This is a genomic window from Yersinia sp. 22-579, assembly GCF_030433455.1.
GTDB lineage: Bacteria > Pseudomonadota > Gammaproteobacteria > Enterobacterales > Enterobacteriaceae > Yersinia > Yersinia enterocolitica.
Map to the genome: position 1 here is coordinate 195860 of NZ_JAUJTZ010000003.1, position 19651 is coordinate 215510.

The window sequence follows — 19651 nt, forward strand, 5'->3', positions numbered from 1 at the left end:
TTTCCTTTTATTCACTGTCAGCCAGCGGCCAGCTTTGCACCATGTTATAACGCGTGCGGCCACGCGCATATACCGACTCATATAACGAAAAATGGTCCGCCTGAAAGCTTTCGTTGGTGGTTTTAGCCGGTATGGCGACGGGTCGAATAGCGCCGCGGAATAAGGAGACATGAGGATGAAATGGCAGCGGTGTTTGGTAACAACCGCTGCGTGCCGCTTGGGAGCGCAGCAATTGAGCCAACTGTAACAACCCACGTGGTGGATTCTTACACCCGAGCCATACCACTCCGGAGCCGGGCCAATGGCCGATATCATCCAGTGTCACATTAAAACCTGACTGATTTATGCGCCCGGCTTGTTGCTGTAAGACCTGTGCTTTGGCGTGACTGACCTCGCCGAGAAACGCCAGCGTCAGGTGGAGGTTTGCTGCAGCAATAGGGCGGCCAGCTTCTGGCGGAAAGTTATCTGCTCGCCATTGTACAATGCGCTGTTGCAGGGCATCAGGCAGTGCCAGGGCAAAGAACAGACGTTTGTTAACGATAGTTTTATCAACAGCATTAATCATTAGGTTGGCATAATCACTCGGCTAAATACGCTATACGGTCATGATGTTACAATGGCTGACGATGAAAGTAGAGAGTATGGGGAAGAATGTGGTGAGTCAGAGAGAAAATAATGCGCAGATGGGCGCTTTACCGGTAGGTGAAGTGCTCAGTGAGATTTTGTCTGCGTTGCGAACCTCACCGCAAGTTTTGCTCCACGCTCCTACCGGAGCCGGTAAATCGACGTGGCTACCGCTGCAAATTCTAAAATATAGCGGATTGCCAGGTCGGATTATTATGTTGGAGCCCCGACGGCTGGCGGCGAAAAATGTGGCTTACCGTTTGGCTCAGCAATTGGGTGAACAGCCGGGGCAGACCGTGGGCTATCGGATGCGAGCCGAAAGCAAAAGCGGGCCGAATACCCGCCTTGAGGTGGTAACCGAGGGTATTTTGACCCGCATGCTCCAGCAAGACGCCGAGTTGATCGGCGTGTCTTTGGTTATCCTCGATGAGTTTCATGAGCGCAGTTTGCAGGCTGATCTGGCACTGGCACTATTGCTTGATGTGCAGCAAGGGCTGCGTGATGATCTCAAACTGCTGATTATGTCCGCAACGCTGGATAACCAACGCCTTTCTACACTGCTGCCATCAGCCCCTGCGATTGTTTCAGCGGGGCGCAGCTTTCCTGTCGAGCGCAGCTATCAGCCCTTGTCTAGCCACGAACGGCTGGAGGATGGGGTTGCCAATCGTGTTAAACGATTATTGAACGAGCAATCTGGCTCTTTGCTGCTATTTTTACCCGGTGTTGGCGAAATTCATCGTGTTATGGAACGGTTGCAAGGCGATGTCGCCACAGACACCGACCTTTGCCCACTGTATGGTGCTTTGCCACTCACTGAGCAGCAGAAAGCCATTCAACCAGCTCCTGTGGGGCGGCGAAAAGTGGTGCTGGCGACCAATATTGCTGAAACCAGCCTGACGATTGAAGGTATTCGGCTGGTGGTCGATAGTGGGTTGGAACGGGTTGCGCGCTTTGATGTCAAAAACGGCCTGACCCGATTAGTGACTCAGCGTGTTAGTCAGGCCTCAATGGTACAGCGCGCCGGGCGAGCCGGGCGACTGGAACCGGGGATTTGTTGGCATCTGTTTGCTAAAGAACAGAGCGAGCGGGCGGCCGAATATAGCGAACCAGAAATTCTTAACAGTGATTTATGCAGTTTGTGGCTGGAATTGCTGAATTGGGGATGCCAGGACGCGGCACAGCTCAGTTGGCTGGATCTGCCCCCACAAACGGCACTGGGCGTTGCTCGAGATTTACTGCGCCGTTTGGGGGCTATCGACTCTCAGGGGCAGCTTACCGGTACCGGGCGCAGTATGGCAAACTTGGGGTGTGAACCACGGCTGGCCGCCATGTTATGTTTTGCCGCGGGGCAAAGTCCAAACGCCTTGGCCACGGCGGCACTGTTGGCCGCTATTCTGGAAGAACCTCCGCGTTCCGGACAAATTGATTTACATGATTGGCTTAGCCGCCCACAGCCGTATTGGCAGCGGCGGGCGAAGCAATTGGTACAAAGAATTAATGCTCGGGTAGGCGTTGTGGATAGTGATCTGGCTGGTCAGTTGTTGGCGCTGGCTTATCCGGATCGCATCGCGCAACAACGTGGGCAAGATGGCCGCTATCTATTGGCTAACGGTATGGGCGCTGCTATGGCGCAAGACGAGGCGTTATCACGTGCGCCTTGGTTGGTGGCTGCCAGCTTATTGCAAAGCAACAGCGGGCCGGATGCGCGCATTTTATTGGCGCTGCCCATTGAGGTTGAACAACTGGCGAAACAGTTACCTCATTTGGTTGAAGAGCAAACCGCGGTCGAATGGGATGAAGATAAGGGGACATTACGCACCTGGCGACGCTGGCAAATTGGGCGCTTGACCCTACGAGCACAACCCTTAGCAAAGCCGAGTGATGAAGCATTGCAATTCGCGTTGTTAAACTGGGTTCGTGAGCAAGGGTTACAGATCCTCAATTGGGATGAAAATGCCGAACAGCTACGCACCCGCTTACAATGCGCCAGCCGTTGGCTACCCGAAGAGCAATGGCCGGTGGTAGATGATGACAATTTACTGGGCAAACTTGAACTGTGGCTACAGCCGTCGTTGTCCGGTGTGCGGGATTTACGCGGGCTGCGGCAGGTGAATATCGCAGAAGCATTGACTCGTTTGTTGAGCTGGCAGTTACGTCAACGGCTGGATACTGAGCTGCCAACTCATTACACTGTGCCGACCGGTAGCCGTCTGCCAATCCGTTATTATGTCGATCGGCCACCGATACTGGCAGTGCGTTTACAGGAAGTTTTTGGTGAACAGCACAGCCCGATGCTTGCCAATGGGCGGGTAGCCGTAGTGCTTGAGTTACTTTCACCCGCGCATCGCCCATTACAGATTACTGGCGATCTGGCCGCTTTCTGGCAGGGAGCGTATCGCGAGGTACAAAAAGAGATGAAAGGGCGCTATCCCAAACATGTCTGGCCGGATGATCCCGCGAATACCCGGCCAACACGCAGAACCAAGAAGTATCAGGATAACTGAGAACACTCGGCCTGGAGCTAATAATTTCAGATGTTTCCCCTTTCTATCTGATGAATTGGGGAACACATTAAGCCGCAATAATCGCCAATGCGCGTGGAGAGAAAGACATGTCTGGGGATGACCGCGAGCCGATAGGGCGCAAGGGCAAGAAAGCCCAACCCAAAGCCACACCGAAACGGCCATTGCGCCGGCGGCGTGATGAAGATGAATACGAAGAAGAAGAGTATCTGGATGACGAAGACCACGACGATGATGACTATGATGACGAGGAAGAACCGATGCCAAGAAAGGTAGCATCACGTCCACCCCGCAAAAAACGCCGTTGGCTTGGGTTATTTATCAAATTGTTCCTGGTAGGTGCCGTGGTATTGGCAATCTATGGGGTTTACCTGGATTCGCAAATCCGCAGTCGAATTGATGGCAAGGTTTGGCAATTACCTGCTGCCGTCTATGGCCGCATGGTGAGCCTTGAACCAGGGATGTCCTACAGCAAAAAAGAGATGATCGATTTGCTGGAAGGGATGCAATACCGTCAGGTCACTCGAATGACTCGCCCGGGCGAGTTTACCGTGCAGGGTGACAGTATTGATATCTTACGCCGCCCGTTTGATTTCCCAGACGCGAAAGAGGGCCAAATTCGTGCGCGTTTGGTGTTTAAAAATGATCAATTGGCCCAGATCCAAAATCTGGATAACCAGCGCGATTTCGGCTTCCTGCGCCTTGATCCTAAATTGATCACCATGCTGCAATCGCCAAATGGTGAGCAGCGCTTGTTTGTACCACGTGCCGGTTTCCCTGATTTACTGGTCGATACCTTGCTGGCAACAGAAGATCGCCATTTCTATGAGCATGATGGTATTAGCCCATATTCCATTGGCCGTGCGGTGGTTGCCAATCTGACTGCTGGTAAGGCCGTTCAGGGGGGGAGTACGTTAACGCAGCAGTTGGTCAAAAACCTGTTCCTGACCAATGAACGCTCACTGTGGCGTAAGCTCAACGAAGCCTATATGGCATTGCTGGTGGATTACCGTTACAGCAAAGACCGAATTCTGGAACTGTATCTGAACGAAGTCTATCTCGGCCAAAGTGGCAGTGATCAGATTCGTGGTTTCCCCTTGGCGAGCCTATATTACTTTGGTCGGCCAGTGAATGAATTAAGTCTCGATCAGCAAGCCATGCTGGTGGGGATGGTAAAAGGAGCATCGCTGTATAACCCGTGGCGGAATCCGACTCTGGCCCTCGAACGCCGTAATCTGGTGCTGCGCTTGTTACAGAACCAGGGGGTGATTGATGCCGAGTTGTACACCATGCTTAGCGCCCGTCCATTAGGTGTGCAGCCGAAAGGGGGAGTAATTACCCCTCAACCGGCCTTTATGCAGATGGTGCGTCAGGAGTTACAGCAGAAACTGGGCGACAAGATCAACGATTTGTCCGGTGTGAAAATCTTCACCACGCTGGATCCGGTTTCACAGGATGCAGCAGAAAAAGCCATCGAAGATGGGATTCCGGCATTGAAAGCGGCCCGTCATTTGGATGATTTGGAAGCGGCGATGGTGATTGTTGACCGCTTCAGTGGTGAAGTTCGTGCCATGGTGGGCGGCGCACAGCCGCAATTTGCTGGCTTTAACCGCGCGATGCAAGCCCGCCGTTTGGTGGGTTCACTCGCCAAGCCACCGACCTATCTGACTGCGTTGAGTGAACCGGATAAATATCGCCTGAATACTTGGCTGTCGGACCAACCGCTGTCGATCAAATTACCCAACGGTTCATCATGGCAACCGAAAAACTATGATCGCCAGTTCCGTGGTCAGGTGATGTTGGTCGATGCCTTAGCTAACTCGCTAAACGTGCCGACAGTTAATCTGGGGATGTCAGTCGGGCTGGATCAGATAAGTGCCATGCTGCAACGTTTGGGCATTCCGAAAGACGTTATTCACCCAGTTCCGGCGATGTTGCTGGGGGCGATTGACCTGACGCCGGTTGAAGTCGCACAGGAATATCAGACTATCGCCAGTGGCGGGAATCGTGCGCCGTTATCTGCCGTGCGCTCGGTCATCGCCGAAGATGGCACTGTGTTGTATCAGAGCTTCCCGCAAGCGGAACGCATGGTCCCGGCACAGGCCGCTTATCTGACTCTGTACGCGATGCAACAAGGGGTAGCCCGTGGGACATCTCGTTCATTGTCAGTGAAATTCTCTAAATACAATCTGGCGGCCAAAACCGGTACCACCAACGACCTGCGAGATAGCTGGTTTGCGGGTATTGATGGCAAAGAGGTGGCGATTGCTTGGGTGGGGCGTGATAATAATGGCCCAGCCAAATTGACCGGTGCTAATGGTGCACTGACCTTGTATCGCCGCTATCTTGAGAATCAAACTCCATTACCGCTGGTATTGCAGCCACCGGAAGGGATTAGCCAGATGAATATTGATTCGGCGGGGAATTTTGTCTGCGGTGATGGCGGCGGTATGCGCTCAATCCCAGTCTGGACAGAGAATCCACAAGGTTTGTGCCAGGCTGCTCAGCCTGCGGCACAAGCCAAACCTGATGGCGATGGTGTCGCGGGTTGGATCAAAGATATGTTCGGCCAATAAAGCTCAAACAATTGGCACGGTTACTGTTATCGTGCCAATTGTTCATTTCTCTTCACTTTCACTCTTCGCACCTATCTTCTGTATTTCATCCGGATCAATCGGCTGGCATTGCGCTTGCAGTTCATCGTCGGTTACGCATAAACTACTCGCTTTGATAATTATTATCGTTTCGATTCACCTTCTCGTTATTTATCGATAACGTTCGGGTTGCAATAATAATTATATCCTAAATAATTCGAGTTGCAGGAAGGCAGCAATAGAGTGAATTCCGGTGAGTTGACACCAGTCAATGATTCGGATGAACGAAAGCAGCCAACGCACATGCAGCTTGAAGTATGACGGGTATATACCCGTTCACTTTTTCAATTGTAGGGCACCATCTTGGACCAACAGGCAAGCCAATCCAGCGTATTCTCACTTCACGAGCTGAGCTTTTCGGTTCCTGGCCGAACCTTATTGCAACCTTTGTCACTGACATTTCCGCAAGGGAAAGTTTGCGGGCTGATTGGTCATAATGGTTCCGGTAAATCGACGCTTTTAAAAATGCTGGGTCGCCATCAACCGCCTTCCAGTGGCAAGGTGTTGCTCAATGATGTGCCATTATCGCTATGGGACAACAAGGCTTTTGCCCGCGAAGTCGCTTATTTGCCGCAGCAATTACCGGCAGCTGAAGGGATGACAGTGCGCGAGTTGGTCGCGATTGGCCGTTATCCATGGCATGGTGCGCTGGGGCGTTTTCGTCAGGAAGACCGCGAACAGGTGGAAGAAGCGATTGCACTGGTGGATTTAAAACCTCTGGCGAATCGGTTGGTCGACAGCTTATCCGGTGGTGAACGCCAACGCGCCTGGCTGGCGATGATGGTGGCGCAAAATAGCCGATGTCTGCTGCTTGATGAGCCGACCTCGGCACTCGATATCGCACATCAGGTTGAGGTGCTGGGGCTGATTCAGCGCCTTAGTCGAGAGCGTGGCCTGACAGTTATTGCGGTATTACACGATATCAATATGGCGGCCCGTTATTGCGACCATTTGGTAGCGCTACGTGGTGGTGAGATGATAGCGCAAGGCCCTGCTGACAGCCTGATGCAAGGCGCTGTTCTGGAACAGATTTACGGTATTCCTATGGGAATATTGCCCCATCCGGCCGGTGGTGCGCCGGTAAGTTTCGTGTATTAATGAAAATGCATTTACCCATCAAACACACTCATCTGACGCCGCCAGACCTTACCCGCCGTAGATTGCTCACTGCGCTGGCCTTATCGCCATTATTGTATTCATTACCCGGATGGGCGGTAAATTCTCCTAAGATTGATAGCCGCAGGGTGGTTGCTCTGGAATGGTTGCCTGTTGAGTTGTTGCTGGCTTTGGGGGTTACGCCGTATGGTGTGGCAGATACCCATAATTACCGTTTATGGGTTGAGGAACCTGAATTACCCGCAACTGTCATTGATGTCGGCCAGCGCACAGAACCTAATCTGGAATTGCTACAGCAAATGGCTCCGTCACTGATTCTGATGTCTGAAGGTTTCGGCCCTTCACCGGAAAAACTCGCTCCGATCGCCCCTTCAATGAGTTTTGCTTTCAGCCAACAGGGTAGTACTCCCCTTGCTGTCGGCAAAAATTCATTGCGCGCACTAGGCCAGCGTCTTGGATTAGAGGCTGCAGCCGAACAACATCTCGATGATTTTAATAAATTTATGCAAGCTGCCCGCCAACGCTTTTCCGCTAGCCGTAACACATCATTACTGATGTTTTCTCTGTTGGACACTCGCCATGCCTTGGTCATCGGCCAAGGTAGCTTGTTCCAGGATGTATTAAACGAATTGAATATTAAAAATGCCTGGCAGGGTGAGACTAATATCTGGGGCAGTGCAGTGGTGGGAATCGAACGTTTAGCGACAGTAAAACCAGGGCGAGCAATGTGCTTTGTTCATGGTAATAGTGAAATGCTACAACAGGTTACCCGTACACCATTATGGCAATCCATGTCATTTGTGCGTCAAAATCAATTACAGATACTGCCTGCGGTATGGTTCTATGGCGCGACATTATCCGCCATGCGATTTGTGCGGTTATTAGAATCGGCATGGGGTAAATCTTCATGATGGCCAAGACTCTGCGTAAAAGCTGGTTTCTGCCGGCTGGCTTACTGAGCTTACTGAGCTTACTGCTGATTTTTGCCGTGGTGTTGACGTTATACAATTTTAGTCAGGTATTACCAGCCTCGCTCTGGGGGGCCGCACTATGGCAGCCTGACAGCGATGACGTGCGCCAAATGTTATTCCATTACAGCCAACTGCCTCGGCTGACGGTGGCATTGTTAACTGGTGCTGGATTGGGGCTGGTAGGGGTTTTGTTCCAACAAGTCTTACGTAACCCACTGGCGGAACCAGCTACATTGGGCGTGGCTGCGGGAGCCCAGCTTGGCCTGACTATCGCGACGTTATGGATACTACCCGGTGGTGAACTAACCCGCCAACTGGCAGCAATGTCCGGTGGCATCCTTATTGGTGTGTTGGTGTTCGGTGTGGCTTGGGGTAAACGCATGTCACCCGTCACACTGATACTGGCGGGATTGGTACTCGGTCTTTACTGTAGCGCGGTCAGTAATCTGCTGGCGCTATTTAATTATGACCAACTGCAAGGCTTGTTCCTGTGGAGTAGCGGTGCTCTGAATCAACAAGATTGGAGCACGGTACAGTTTTTACTGCCTCGCTTGCTGATAACCGGTGTATTGGCTGCTTTATTGATTCGCCCTTTAACCTTGCTCGGGCTGGATGATGGTGTCGCTCGTAATCTTGGGTTAGGGTTGTCATTAGCACGTCTGTGTGCGCTGGGATTGGCAATCCTGTTTAGTGCAATGTTGGTCAATGCTGTTGGGGTTATTGGTTTTATTGGCCTGTTTGCACCTTTGTTGGCAAAAATTCTCGGTGCTCGCCGCTTATCGCAACGCCTGATTTTGGCACCTGTATTGGGGGCTTTATTGTTGTGGGTAACGGATCAAGGGCTAATCTGGTTGGCACAGATTTGGCAAGAAATTCCCACAGGGGCGGCGACTGCGCTGATTGGTGCACCACTACTATTATGGCTGTTGCCGCGCTTACATAGCGCGACGGCCCCCAGCATGGATTTTGGCGATAACGTTCCCGCTGAACGGCAACATTTGGGTTTATGGATCAGCGGTGGTTTACTCATCCTGCTCGCTGGATTAGCCGTGGCACTGATGTTTGGTCGTGATAGTTACGGTTGGAATTGGATTAGCGGTGATGATATTCAGGCATTATTACACTGGCGCTGGCCACGAGTATTAGCGGCATTGGCCGCCGGTATGATGCTGGCGGTCGCGGGAACATTAATTCAAAAACTAACAGGTAATCCGATGGCCAGCCCCGAAGTTCTGGGGATAAGCTCTGGCGCATCTTTTGGTGTGGTGATAATGATGTTTATCGTGCCAGGTAATGCACTGGCATGGCTGCTACCCGCAGGTAGTTTAGGTGCGGCCGCGACCTTATTATTGATTCTGATCGTTGCAGGGCGGGGCGGTTTTTCTACCGGGAGAATGCTATTGGCCGGGATTGCACTGAGCACCGCTTTTACCACGGTAATCACCATGTTACTCGCCAGTGGTGATCCACGAATGCGCGGCTTGCTGGCATGGATTTCAGGCTCTACCTATGCTGTTGATGGTTCACAAGCACTCAGTACCGGTGCTATTGCTCTGGTTCTGATCGCATTAGCACCGCTGTGCCGCCGTTGGTTAATGATTTTGCCATTGGGGAGTGTCACGGCAAGAGCTCTAGGCGTAGCGCTGGCACCTAGCCGGTTAGCTATTTTGTTATTGGCCGCCATTATGACAGCGGCAGCCACACTAACTGTTGGGCCATTAAGTTTTGTCGGCCTGATGGCGCCTCATATGGCTCGCATGTTGGGCTTTCGTCGAGCCATTCCACAGCTATTTATTGCGGCCATTTTAGGTGGTTTATTAATGGTATTTGCTGATTGGTGCGGCCGGATGTTGTTGTTCCCGAATCAGATCCCAGCGGGTTTATTGGCGACATTTATTGGCGCACCGTATTTTGTTTATTTATTGCGCAAACAGGGGCGGTAACTAGATTTTATTAATACCATCTCCCAGCATAGGGAGATGGCTAATTTATTGATATTAAAGCTGTGTAAAGCACCGACGAGCAGCATCAACCGTTTTCTGGATATCTTCTTTGCTGTGCGCCACTGACATAAAGCCAGCTTCAAAGGCTGAAGGAGCCAAATAAACACCTTCTTCCAGCATCAAATGGAAGAAGCGTTTAAAGCGTTCTACGTCACAATTCATCACATCCTGATAGCAAGTCACTGTTGGAGCATCAGTAAAGAATAAGCCGAACATACCGCCAACGTGGTTAACCACCAGTGGGATATTTTCTTCTTTAGCTGCATGTAGCAAACCATCTGCCAGTAAATCGGTCAATTCAGTCAGCGTTTCATGAATACCCACCTGCGCAACTTCAGTCAGACAGGCAAAACCGGCAGCCATGGCTATTGGGTTACCAGACAGGGTTCCTGCTTGATAGACCGGGCCAGTTGGTGCTAGTGCATCCATCACATCGCGACGGCCACCAAAGGCACCCACTGGCATACCACCACCAATTATTTTACCCAGACAGGTCAGGTCAGGAATCACATTGTAGTAATCCTGCGCACCCGCTAATGCGACACGAAAACCGGTCATCACTTCATCGATAATCAACAGTGCGCCAAACTCGTCACACAATGCGCGCAGACCCGGTAGGAACTCTGGCAATGGTGGCACGCAGTTCATGTTACCGGCGACAGGCTCGACAATAATACAGGCGATATCGAGGGGGTATTGCTCAAAGGCTTCACGCACAGAAGCTAAATCGTTATAAGTACAAGTCAGGGTATGTTTGGCAAAATCAGCAGGTACGCCGGGCGAGTTAGGTTGACCCAGTGTCAGAGCACCTGAGCCGGCTTTAACCAGCAGACAGTCTGCATGGCCATGATAGCAGCCTTCAAACTTGATGATTTTATCGCGGCCAGTAAAGCCACGGGCCAGACGAATGGCACTCATCGTTGCTTCAGTTCCTGAGTTGACCATTCGCACCATGTCCATAGTTGGGACTAAATTGGTGACCAACTCGGCCATTTTCACTTCCATCTCTGTCGGTGCACCAAAGCTCAGGCCGCGCTCCACGGCTTCAATCACGGCCTGACGAATTGCCGGATGATTGTGCCCCAAGACCATTGGTCCCCAAGAACCAACATAATCAATATAGGCTTTACCGTCTACATCAAACAGATAAGCGCCATCGGCACGTTCGATGAATAATGGGACTCCACCGACACCAGTGAATGCACGCACTGGAGAGTTAACCCCGCCTGGGATCAACTGTTTAGCCTGGGCATACAGACTTTCGGACTTACTCATAAACTGGCTCCTGAATTTGGCGACATTAACCTTGGTATTAGCCTTGGTTATAACAATGCGGCTTATTCTAAAGGACTGGCAGCGGTTATCAAATGATTGGGCATATTTTACGTATAGCTTGCGCGATGTGCCGCAAACTCAAGAAAAAAGCTTTTTCTGAGCAAGATCATTTCATCGGCGTTTAAACAGGCGCACTAGCAGCGTGTAGGCTAGACTCATACAGCGGATTTGTATTACTTATTATTTAACTGACAAGCATACAAACTATGACTGATTCAACCCAAAATATAGCTGCTGAAAGTATTTCTGAAGTTAAGCGTGGTCGCTTTATTCACGCACTGGTTAATCGTGACACAACACCTTTGGTCATTCTTATCATGGCTGCTGTCGTTGGAGCAGTTACTGGTTTATTGGGTGTGGCATTCGATCGTGGCGTTGATTGGATCCAGCAAGAGAGATTGGCAACCTTGGCTAAAGTTGCTGATAGTGCGATTTTAGTTTGGCCGCTGGCTTTTATTATGTCGGCAGTGCTGGCTATGGTGGGCTATTTTCTGGTGCGCCGTTTTGCTCCTGAGGCGGGAGGATCGGGAATACCTGAAATAGAGGGTGCAATGGAAGAGATGCGGCCCGTTCGCTGGTGGCGCGTCATCCCGGTCAAGTTCATTGGTGGGCTTGGTACGCTCGGTGCTGGCATGGTATTAGGCCGAGAGGGGCCAATGGTACAAATGGGGGGCAACAGTGGGCGAATGGTTGTCGATATCTTCCGCCTACGCAGCGCTGAAGCGCGTCACTCATTATTAGCAACCGGTGCCGCTGCGGGGCTATCAGCTGCTTTTAATGCCCCGCTAGCTGGGATTTTATTTGTTATCGAAGAGATGCGCTCGCAGTTCCGCTATAGCTTAGTTTCAATTAAAGCTGTCTTTGTGGGGGTTATTACTTCAACAATCGTTTACCGCTATTTCAATGGTGAGCGTGCAATTATTGATGTAGGTAAACTCAGTGATGTTCCTCTGAATACCTTATGGCTCTATTTATTACTAGGCATTATTTTTGGCGCAGTGGGAGTGATGTTCAATGCGCTAATATTTCGTACACAAGATCTGTTTATGCGTTTTCATGGCGGCGACTGGCGTAAGTTGGTACTGATAGGTGGTCTGCTGGGCGGGATGTGTGGCTTACTTGCATTGATTCATGGCGAGGCCGTGGGCGGCGGTTTTGCATTAATTCCTATTGCTGTCGCCGGCAATTTCAGCATTGGTATGTTGCTCTTTATTTTTGTTGCCAGAGTGATTACCACTTTGCTGTGTTTTGGTTCTGGTGCCCCTGGTGGGATATTCGCCCCGATGCTAGCTCTGGGAACCATTCTGGGCACTGCTTTTGGTTTGTCCTGCGCGCACTTTTTCCCACAGTACAGCATTGATGCCGGTACTTTTGCTATTGCTGGTATGGGCGCGTTGTTTGCTGCCTCGGTACGTGCGCCATTGACTGGGATCGTGTTGGTGCTGGAAATGACCGATAATTATCAGCTCATTTTACCAATGATTGTGACTTGTCTGGGGGCGACTTTAATAGCGCAGTTTATGGGGGGGCAGCCCTTGTATTCAGCTATTTTGGCCCGCACATTACAAAGACAAGAGCAGGCAGCACAGGCAGCAGAACGACAGGCAGCGGTTGAAAGTAGCACTCAAACAGGTAGATAATATATAACATTAAGCCACAATACTTGAATGAATTACTCGGGTATTAGATAATCAATACACAGATCAGGCTGCCATTGTAGTAACCTGCACCTCGAACACCGGTTGGGAGTGATAAGTATGAGCGATGAAACAGTACTGCCCCTGCAGTTTACCGAGGCAGCGGCAAAAAAAGTGAAACTGCTGATTTCTGATGAGGAAAATCCAAATCTGAAGCTGCGGGTTTACATTACCGGTGGAGGATGCAGCGGGTTCCAGTATGGCTTTACTTTTGATGATCAGATCAATGATGGCGATATGACCATTGAGAAGCAAGGTGTCGAGTTGGTCGTTGATCCCATGAGCCTACAATATCTGGTTGGTGGTGCAGTGGATTACACGGAAGGCTTAGAAGGCTCTCGCTTTATCGTGACTAACCCGAATGCGAAGAGTACCTGTGGATGCGGTTCTTCTTTCAGCATCTAATTTACCCTTAACAGCAATGAGTTAGGGTATAAGACCACTGCTAGATTTTCGATAAAAAAACCGCAGCTTTAACAACTGCGGTTTTTTTATATCTGAATATTACCATTCTACAGTAATCAATTGCGCCATCTGGTCGGCACGGGTTTTGCTAACATGCGGGCCATTTGAGGCAATAAAAGAATGGCTGATTTTAGGTTCTGTAACCAATCCATTTCCTCTATGACACTGTATTTCTGGATAATTTATTTTTGGGACATTAACTATGTGTTCGCTTTGATTTGGCGATTGTACCTGACAAGATGGCACTATAGTCAGTTGTAAATTTATTGTGCCGCTTAGCCCCTGGGCTAGCGACGGACTGGCAAGAAAGACCAGCCAAAACATCAACAAAAAATATTTCATGATTTATAACAACATTTTTAACTGCAGCTACCGGAGTCGGTAGCGATAACTCTAGATATCGGCTAATTATTTAAAAACTTGAAGATTTAACTCACACTAAAAACGTATTTCATCTTTATTTACAGGACTTGTAGGCTCAGTAAGAGCCTACAAGTAAGCATATTGTATAAAATATAACCTACGTCTGACAATCAAAAACTGAAAATTATGACTACTGCTCTATTTCAAATGTGGGTAGTTTTAAGCGCCAGCGGATAGCGGCAAGCCGGATACCAAGGGTTATCACCATGCCCAGCATCATTGCTTGTTGCAGTGGCATACCAAAAGTATAAAACGCAGTAGCATGCACAATGCCACCAATGATGCAGGCAGTGGCATAGATTTCAGTACGCAGGATCATTGGGATCTCGCGGGCTAATACATCACGGATGATCCCACCTCCGACGCCGGTTATCACCCCCATACAGATAGCTACTAGCGGGCTGGCACCAGCAGCAAAGGCTTTATTGACCCCGATACCCACGAATACCGCTAGACCAATAGCATCCAGTACGGGCAGGATCCATTTTGGGGTTCGTCGTGGTTGCCGCACCAGCAAAATAGTTGCCAGACAAGTTACCATCGCAACAACTAGATCCGTGGGATCTTTCACCCAAAATACAGGGCCATTCGCTAAGGCCATATCGCGAATTGTGCCACCACCAACGGCTGTCACCACACCCAATACCAGTACACCAAACGGGTCCATACGCAACTTCCCCGCCAGCAATACACCAGAGATTGCAAATACCGCAGTACCTAAAATATCCAGCCAATAAACCAGCATTAATGTGACTCCGCCACAGAGGATGGAAGGCTGGCCATTTGTTGGCACAGCTGTTTAGCGGCCAGCAGAATACGTGGGCCAGCGCGATTAAACCAGTCCTCATTAAGAGTTATTATTGGTACTGTAAGTTGGGGCTGCCAGAAAGCGCTGATGTTATTTGCTTGAGACTTATCACCGCTGACTACGATCACCTGTGGTTGGCGGATCATCACTTGTTCACGGCTGACCTGTGGCCAGGGAACGCGACTGCCAGCAAAAATATTTTCACCACCACAAAGGGAAATAACCTCACTCTGCAATGTATGTCCGGAACTGGTAAACAGAGGCTGAGAACCAAATTGCAGGAACGTGCGTAATGGTTGGCTGCGCGTATTATGGCTACGTAACTCGCGAACTTCTTGGCGTAGCTGTTGCGCAGATTGATGTGCTTGCTCTGGATATGGGCTGTATTGGGCCAATCTATCCAGATCATCCGCTATCTGATCAATATTAACGGGATCAGAATAGAAGATCGGAATACCAAAAGAGGCTAATTGATCTAGTGGACGTTGCGGGTTCCCCCCACGCCAGGCGAGGATCAAATCAGGCTTTAATGCCAGAATACGTTCGACATTTACCCCCTGCCACGAAGCAACATGTTCTAGTTTTTTAGCGGCTGCAGGGTAGTCAGAGTAAGCACTTACGGCAACCAGTTTATCCCCAAGCCCAGCGGCATAGGCCATTTCTGTAGTACTGGGTGATAAACTGATAATCCGCTCTGCCGCTAGAGCGGGTGAGTTAAACAGGCCGAGCAACAATAACATCGCTGCTTGGGGCAGGATTATTGTTGCTCGTAGCAAGGAGATAATGTTAAACCGCACCATTAACTGCGTTTAGCCAGTGACGTTAACATTGCTTCTATCATCAGCGTCGACTGTTTAGCAGCGACAACCAGGAATTCATCAAAACTTAAATGAGATTCTTGATCGGCAACATCAGAAATAGCTCGTACGACAACAAAAGGTGTCTTGAATAGGTAACAAACATGACCGATAGCCGCTGCTTCCATTTCAACTGCTGCAACGCTCGGGAAGGTGGCGCGAATGCGAGTCAAAGGAGCTGCACCATTGATAAAGGCATCGCCACTGCAAATCAGGCCGCGTACTGCATTTAAATCCAATTGTTTGATGCAACTTTCAGCTAATTCAATCAACTTTGGATCAGCAATGAAAGCTGCTGGGCAACCGGCCATTTGGCCAGGTTCGTAACCAAAAGCCGTCACATCAGCATCGTGATAGCGAACTTCGGTAGAAACCACGATATCACCGACTTTCAGGCTAGAGGCCAGGCCACCAGCAGAACCGGTATTGATAACAATGTCGGGTTGGCAATGTTCTAACAAGAGAGTGGTGCCCATTGCGGCAGACACTTTACCGATACCGGATTTCAATAAGGCGACATCAACGCCATTGAGCTGGCCGGTGTAAATCTCACAACCCGCGCGAGACAAGGTTTGGCGATTTTCAATTTTGTCACGTAGCAATGTGACTTCTTCTTCCATTGCGCCAATAATTCCTACTTTCATATGGATACCCACCGATTTTAAAGGATTAATTAATCTGTAATAAGCCATACACAGTTTATCAGGTAAGTGAGATTGCCGGGTAGTTCACCAAAGATAATGCGTAATGTGCCGCAGTTCATACGCAATCAGCCAAAGTTCACACGTAATCAATTGCATCTTCTGCTGAGAGTGAGTATCACTGTATTTAGATGAATGATCAGGGGGTAATATGTCCGGGATCGACTTTAAACAGAAAATTAGTGTTCAGCGGCCATTTGGTAAACCCAGTTCGGCTGAAGATGAGTATGATATTACCCGGGTATTTGAAAGTGATCGCGGCCGAATTGTAAACTCTGCCGCTATCCGGCGTTTACAACAAAAAACACAAGTCTTCCCGTTGGAGCGTAATGCCGCTGTCCGTAGCCGTTTGACTCATTCGCTGGAAGTTCAGCAAGTTGGCCGTTATATCGCCAAAGAGATCCTCAATCGTTTTAAGCAAGATAAAAAAATCAGCGCCTATGGGCTGGATAAACTGCTGGATCCTTTTGAAAGTATTGTAGAAATGGCGTGTCTGATGCATGACATCGGTAACCCGCCTTTTGGGCATTTTGGTGAATCAGCAATTAATAATTGGTTTACTAAACAAATGGATCCTAATGGTGGCGGTGCAGAGCCGCGGGGCAAGGATCAATGCCTGGTTAATACATTAAAATTGCGGGAAGGGGAGACTGAACTCAATATTCTACGTAGTAAAATTCGCCAGGATTTAAGCCATTTTGAAGGTAATGCACAAGCGATTCGTTTGGTTTACAGCTTATTAAAGCTTAACCTCACTTATGCACAGGTTGGCTGTATTCTTAAATATACCAAACCGGCTTATTGGTCTGGCGATATTCCAACTTCTCATAACTATTTGATGAAGAAACCAGGCTTTTATCTTGCTGAAGAAGAGTATGTTAAAGATTTACGTCGTGAACTTAATATGGGGGAGTTTAATCGTTTTCCGTTGACCTATATTATGGAAGCTGCGGATGATATCTCTTATTGCATTGCCGATTTAGAAGACGCAGTCGAAAAAAATATTTTCAGTGTTGAACAACTTTATGATCATATGGTGCAAGAGTGGGGTGAGACTACTCATGGTGATTTGTTTGATAAAGTAGTTGGCGGTGCATTTCGTCAATTAGGTCGAGGGCAAGGTCGGCGTAGTTCGGAAGACCAATTCTTTATGTATTTACGGGTGAATACTGTCGGGAAATTAGTTCCGCATGCTGCTCAGCGTTTTATTGAGAATCTGCCCGCGGTGTTTTCTGGTTCGTTTAATCAGGCTTTATTAGAAGATTCCAGTCCGGCATGTAAATTACTGCAAATTTTTAAAAAGGTAGCAGTGAAACACGTATTTAATTATCCAGAAGTGGAACAGCTTGAATTGCAAGGATATAGAGTTATTAGTGGCTTGCTTGATATTTATAGCCCGCTATTAGCGATGCCGCAAACGGCATTTACGCAATTAGTCGCTGAAGACAGCCATCGGGAATACCCCATTGAGACGAGATTGTTCCATAAGTTGTCGACTAAACACCGCCTGGCTTATGCAGAGTCAACAGAGCGGTTGCGTCATTTATCGCCAGAACAACATGAGATATATGAATATTATTACCGAGCGCGTTTAATTCAAGACTATATCAGTGGCATGACCGATCTTTATGCCTATGATGAATATCGGCGTTTGATGGCTGCGGAATAGTATGCAGGAAAACTAAAATGTCCGTTTAATTAACTATAGATTTGTAAAGACGGACAATATTTTTTACTTTTCTCATTATTGGTTCTCTGAACTTCATCCCCCATATTTAATCTTACTATGCAAGACGACTATATCCTTCTTGCTTGAGATTGCCGTGGTGTTGGCTGTTTGCATTTACCCGATTCACTAAATTGAGTTCGATTATCGGGTTCACCAGCTTCACCTGCGGCAAGGCCAATTATTATGGGATAAGTCTGTTATACACCATTTATTGACTCATTATTAATTGTATAGCGAGAGCCAGAATACATGAAAAAAACAACTTTAGTGTTAAGTGCATTGGCATTGAGCATCGGTTTAGCCATGGGGCCGGTTTCTTCTGTCGTTGCGGCAGAAACGGCCTCTTCCAGCAGCCAGCAGCTCCCTAGCCTGGCGCCAATGCTAGAGAAGGTAATGCCTTCGGTTGTGAGTATCAATGTGGAGGGAAGTGCTCAGGTAAGTAATGCCGGCGGCATACCACCACAGTTCCAGCAATTCTTTGGTGATGATTCGCCATTCTGCCAGGACGGTTCTCCGTTCCAAGGGTCACCAATGTGTCAGGGTGGGCCAGGTAGCAAGGGGGGAGCACCCAGCAAGCAGGATTTCCGCGCACTGGGTTCTGGTGTAATTATTGATGCTGCTAAAGGCTATGTCGTTACCAATAACCACGTGGTCGATAATGCAACCAAAATCAACGTTAAGCTCAGTGATGGCCGTAGTTATGAAGCAAAAGTGATTGGTAAAGATCCGCGTACTGATATTGCACTATTGCAGCTGAAAGACGCTAAAAATCTGACTGCGATTAAAATTGCGGACTCCGATCAACTGCGCGTTGGGGATTATACCGTAGCTATCGGTAACCCATACGGCCTGGGTGAAACCGTCACTTCCGGTATCGTGTCGGCGTTGGGCCGCAGTGGTTTGAATGTGGAAAACTACGAAAACTTTATCCAGACTGACGCGGCAATTAACCGTGGTAACTCCGGTGGTGCATTGATCAATCTGAACGGTGAACTGATCGGGATCAACACGGCTATCCTGGCACCGGATGGCGGCAACATCGGTATCGGTTTTGCTATCCCAAGTAACATGGTGAAAAACCTGACCTCACAGATGGTTGAATTTGGTCAGGTGAAACGCGGTGAACTGGGCATTATGGGTACAGAGCTGAACTCTGAGCTGGCGAAAGCCATGAAGGTTGATGCGCAGAAAGGGGCCTTCATCAGTCAGGTACTGCCAAAATCTGCTGCTGCTAAAGCAGGGATTAAAGCGGGTGATGTGATTGTCAGCATGAATGGCAAAGCCATCAATAGCTTCGCTGGCTTCCGTGCAGAGATTGGTACTTTGCCTGTGGGCAGCAAAATGACCTTGGGTCTGTTGCGCGACGGTAAGCCTGTCAACGTGGAAGTGACATTAGAGCAAAGCAGCCAAACACAAGTTGATTCCGGTAATCTCTACACTGGTATTGAAGGGGCTGAGCTGAGCAACTCTGATGTGAATGGTAAGAAAGGCGTGAAAGTTGATAGTGTGAAACCCGGCACTGCTGCTGCGCGTATCGGCCTGAAAAAAGGCGATGTCATCATGGGTGTCAACCAGCAACCAGTTCAGAATCTGGGTGAGCTGCGGAAAATCCTTGATACCAAACCATCGGTATTGGCATTGAGCATTCAGCGTGGTGATACTTCACTCTATCTGCTGATGCAGTAATCACCACTGATGCAGTGACAAGTATTTATGTAGTAAAAGTATAGTTACCGCTACAAAGGG

14 protein-coding genes are annotated in these 19651 nt (G+C 49.1%); 9 read left to right on the forward strand and 5 right to left on the reverse strand.

The annotated features are described in order from the left end of the window. Nucleotides 1–7 precede the first annotated feature (7 nt). Nucleotides 8–565: an RNA 2',3'-cyclic phosphodiesterase gene (gene thpR, locus QSV56_RS04975; RefSeq protein ID WP_057626154.1), complete on the reverse strand. Its 558-nt coding sequence runs from the start codon at nucleotides 563–565 to the stop codon at nucleotides 8–10. A 43-nt stretch (nucleotides 566–608) separates the two neighbouring features. Between thpR and hrpB the strand changes: the two genes are divergently transcribed. From hrpB to fhuB, 5 genes are all read left to right on the forward strand, one after another. Next, nucleotides 609–3128, forward strand: coding sequence for an ATP-dependent helicase HrpB (gene hrpB, locus QSV56_RS04980; protein WP_050131975.1), 2520 nt, complete (start codon nucleotides 609–611; stop codon nucleotides 3126–3128). A 107-nt stretch (nucleotides 3129–3235) separates the two neighbouring features. Continuing rightward, nucleotides 3236–5722 carry a bifunctional glycosyl transferase/transpeptidase gene (gene mrcB / locus QSV56_RS04985; RefSeq protein ID WP_046051573.1) on the forward strand — a complete coding sequence of 829 codons (2487 nt, stop codon included), beginning with the start codon at nucleotides 3236–3238 and terminating at the stop codon, nucleotides 5720–5722. A 381-nt stretch (nucleotides 5723–6103) separates the two neighbouring features. Next, complete coding sequence (gene fhuC / locus QSV56_RS04990; RefSeq protein ID WP_301211069.1) at nucleotides 6104–6898, forward strand: Fe3+-hydroxamate ABC transporter ATP-binding protein FhuC; 795 nt, start codon at nucleotides 6104–6106, stop codon at nucleotides 6896–6898. Next, on the forward strand, nucleotides 6898–7827 hold the full coding sequence (gene fhuD, locus QSV56_RS04995; RefSeq protein ID WP_050875293.1) for a Fe(3+)-hydroxamate ABC transporter substrate-binding protein FhuD: 930 nt from the start codon (nucleotides 6898–6900) through the stop codon (nucleotides 7825–7827). Before fhuC ends, fhuD begins: the two co-directional genes overlap by 1 nt. After that, complete coding sequence (fhuB, locus tag QSV56_RS05000) at nucleotides 7824–9830, forward strand: Fe(3+)-hydroxamate ABC transporter permease FhuB (protein ID WP_301211073.1); 2007 nt, start codon at nucleotides 7824–7826, stop codon at nucleotides 9828–9830. The genes fhuD and fhuB overlap by 4 nt, the downstream gene beginning before the upstream one ends. Nucleotides 9831–9884: 54 nt before the next feature. Here fhuB and hemL read toward each other — a convergent pair whose 3' ends face one another. Continuing rightward, nucleotides 9885–11165, reverse strand: coding sequence for a glutamate-1-semialdehyde 2,1-aminomutase (hemL, locus tag QSV56_RS05005; protein WP_019080470.1), 1281 nt, complete (start codon nucleotides 11163–11165; stop codon nucleotides 9885–9887). Between the two features lie 266 nt (nucleotides 11166–11431). On the opposite strand from hemL, the gene clcA reads away from it, so the two are divergent. After that, a complete protein-coding gene (gene clcA, locus QSV56_RS05010) occupies nucleotides 11432–12865 on the forward strand; it encodes a H(+)/Cl(-) exchange transporter ClcA (RefSeq protein WP_301211076.1) in 1434 nt (477 codons plus the stop codon). 117 nt (nucleotides 12866–12982) lie between these two features. Then, nucleotides 12983–13327 (forward strand): iron-sulfur cluster insertion protein ErpA, encoded by a 345-nt coding sequence (gene erpA, locus QSV56_RS05015; protein WP_004706254.1) that lies wholly within the window; start codon nucleotides 12983–12985, stop codon nucleotides 13325–13327. A gap of 613 nt (nucleotides 13328–13940) precedes the next feature. Here erpA and QSV56_RS05020 read toward each other — a convergent pair. Genes QSV56_RS05020 through mtnN form a run of 3 tightly spaced genes read right to left on the reverse strand, consistent with a single transcriptional unit; the run spans nucleotide 13941 to nucleotide 16119 of the window. Further along, nucleotides 13941–14555, reverse strand: coding sequence for a TRIC cation channel family protein (locus QSV56_RS05020; RefSeq protein ID WP_005164092.1), 615 nt, complete (start codon nucleotides 14553–14555; stop codon nucleotides 13941–13943). Next, the gene (btuF, locus tag QSV56_RS05025) at nucleotides 14555–15418 is read right to left on the reverse strand and encodes a vitamin B12 ABC transporter substrate-binding protein BtuF (RefSeq protein WP_046051570.1); all 864 of its coding nucleotides are present in this window, start codon (nucleotides 15416–15418) and stop codon (nucleotides 14555–14557) included. The genes QSV56_RS05020 and btuF overlap by 1 nt, the downstream gene beginning before the upstream one ends. Continuing rightward, nucleotides 15418–16119, reverse strand: a complete 702-nt coding sequence (gene mtnN, locus QSV56_RS05030; RefSeq protein WP_019080467.1) for a 5'-methylthioadenosine/S-adenosylhomocysteine nucleosidase — start codon at nucleotides 16117–16119, stop codon at nucleotides 15418–15420. The genes btuF and mtnN overlap by 1 nt, the downstream gene beginning before the upstream one ends. Nucleotides 16120–16327: 208 nt before the next feature. Between mtnN and dgt the strand changes: the two genes are divergently transcribed. Further along, nucleotides 16328–17845, forward strand: a complete 1518-nt coding sequence (gene dgt, locus QSV56_RS05035; protein WP_050131911.1) for a dGTPase — start codon at nucleotides 16328–16330, stop codon at nucleotides 17843–17845. Nucleotides 17846–18154: 309 nt separating this feature from the next. Beyond that, complete coding sequence (gene degP / locus QSV56_RS05040) at nucleotides 18155–19591, forward strand: serine endoprotease DegP (RefSeq protein WP_019080465.1); 1437 nt, start codon at nucleotides 18155–18157, stop codon at nucleotides 19589–19591. Nucleotides 19592–19651 lie beyond the last annotated feature (60 nt).

Bases quoted from the DNA above. Each gene is read 5' to 3' on its own strand.
- thpR (WP_057626154.1), bottom strand. From the start codon at position 565: ATGATTAATGCTGTTGATAAAACTATCGTTAACAAACGTCTGTTCTTT.
- QSV56_RS05020 (WP_005164092.1), bottom strand. From the start codon at position 14,555: ATGCTGGTTTATTGGCTGGATATTTTAGGTACTGCGGTATTTGCAATC.
- fhuD (WP_050875293.1), top strand. From the start codon at position 6,898: ATGAAAATGCATTTACCCATCAAACACACTCATCTGACGCCGCCAGAC.
- fhuB (WP_301211073.1), top strand. From the start codon at position 7,824: ATGATGGCCAAGACTCTGCGTAAAAGCTGGTTTCTGCCGGCTGGCTTA.
- dgt (WP_050131911.1), top strand. From the start codon at position 16,328: ATGTCCGGGATCGACTTTAAACAGAAAATTAGTGTTCAGCGGCCATTT.
- mrcB (WP_046051573.1), top strand. From the start codon at position 3,236: ATGTCTGGGGATGACCGCGAGCCGATAGGGCGCAAGGGCAAGAAAGCC.
- hemL (WP_019080470.1), bottom strand. From the start codon at position 11,165: ATGAGTAAGTCCGAAAGTCTGTATGCCCAGGCTAAACAGTTGATCCCA.
- hrpB (WP_050131975.1), top strand. From the start codon at position 609: ATGTTACAATGGCTGACGATGAAAGTAGAGAGTATGGGGAAGAATGTG.
- btuF (WP_046051570.1), bottom strand. From the start codon at position 15,418: ATGGTGCGGTTTAACATTATCTCCTTGCTACGAGCAACAATAATCCTG.
- degP (WP_019080465.1), top strand. From the start codon at position 18,155: ATGAAAAAAACAACTTTAGTGTTAAGTGCATTGGCATTGAGCATCGGT.
- clcA (WP_301211076.1), top strand. From the start codon at position 11,432: ATGACTGATTCAACCCAAAATATAGCTGCTGAAAGTATTTCTGAAGTT.
- mtnN (WP_019080467.1), bottom strand. From the start codon at position 16,119: ATGAAAGTAGGAATTATTGGCGCAATGGAAGAAGAAGTCACATTGCTA.
- erpA (WP_004706254.1), top strand. From the start codon at position 12,983: ATGAGCGATGAAACAGTACTGCCCCTGCAGTTTACCGAGGCAGCGGCA.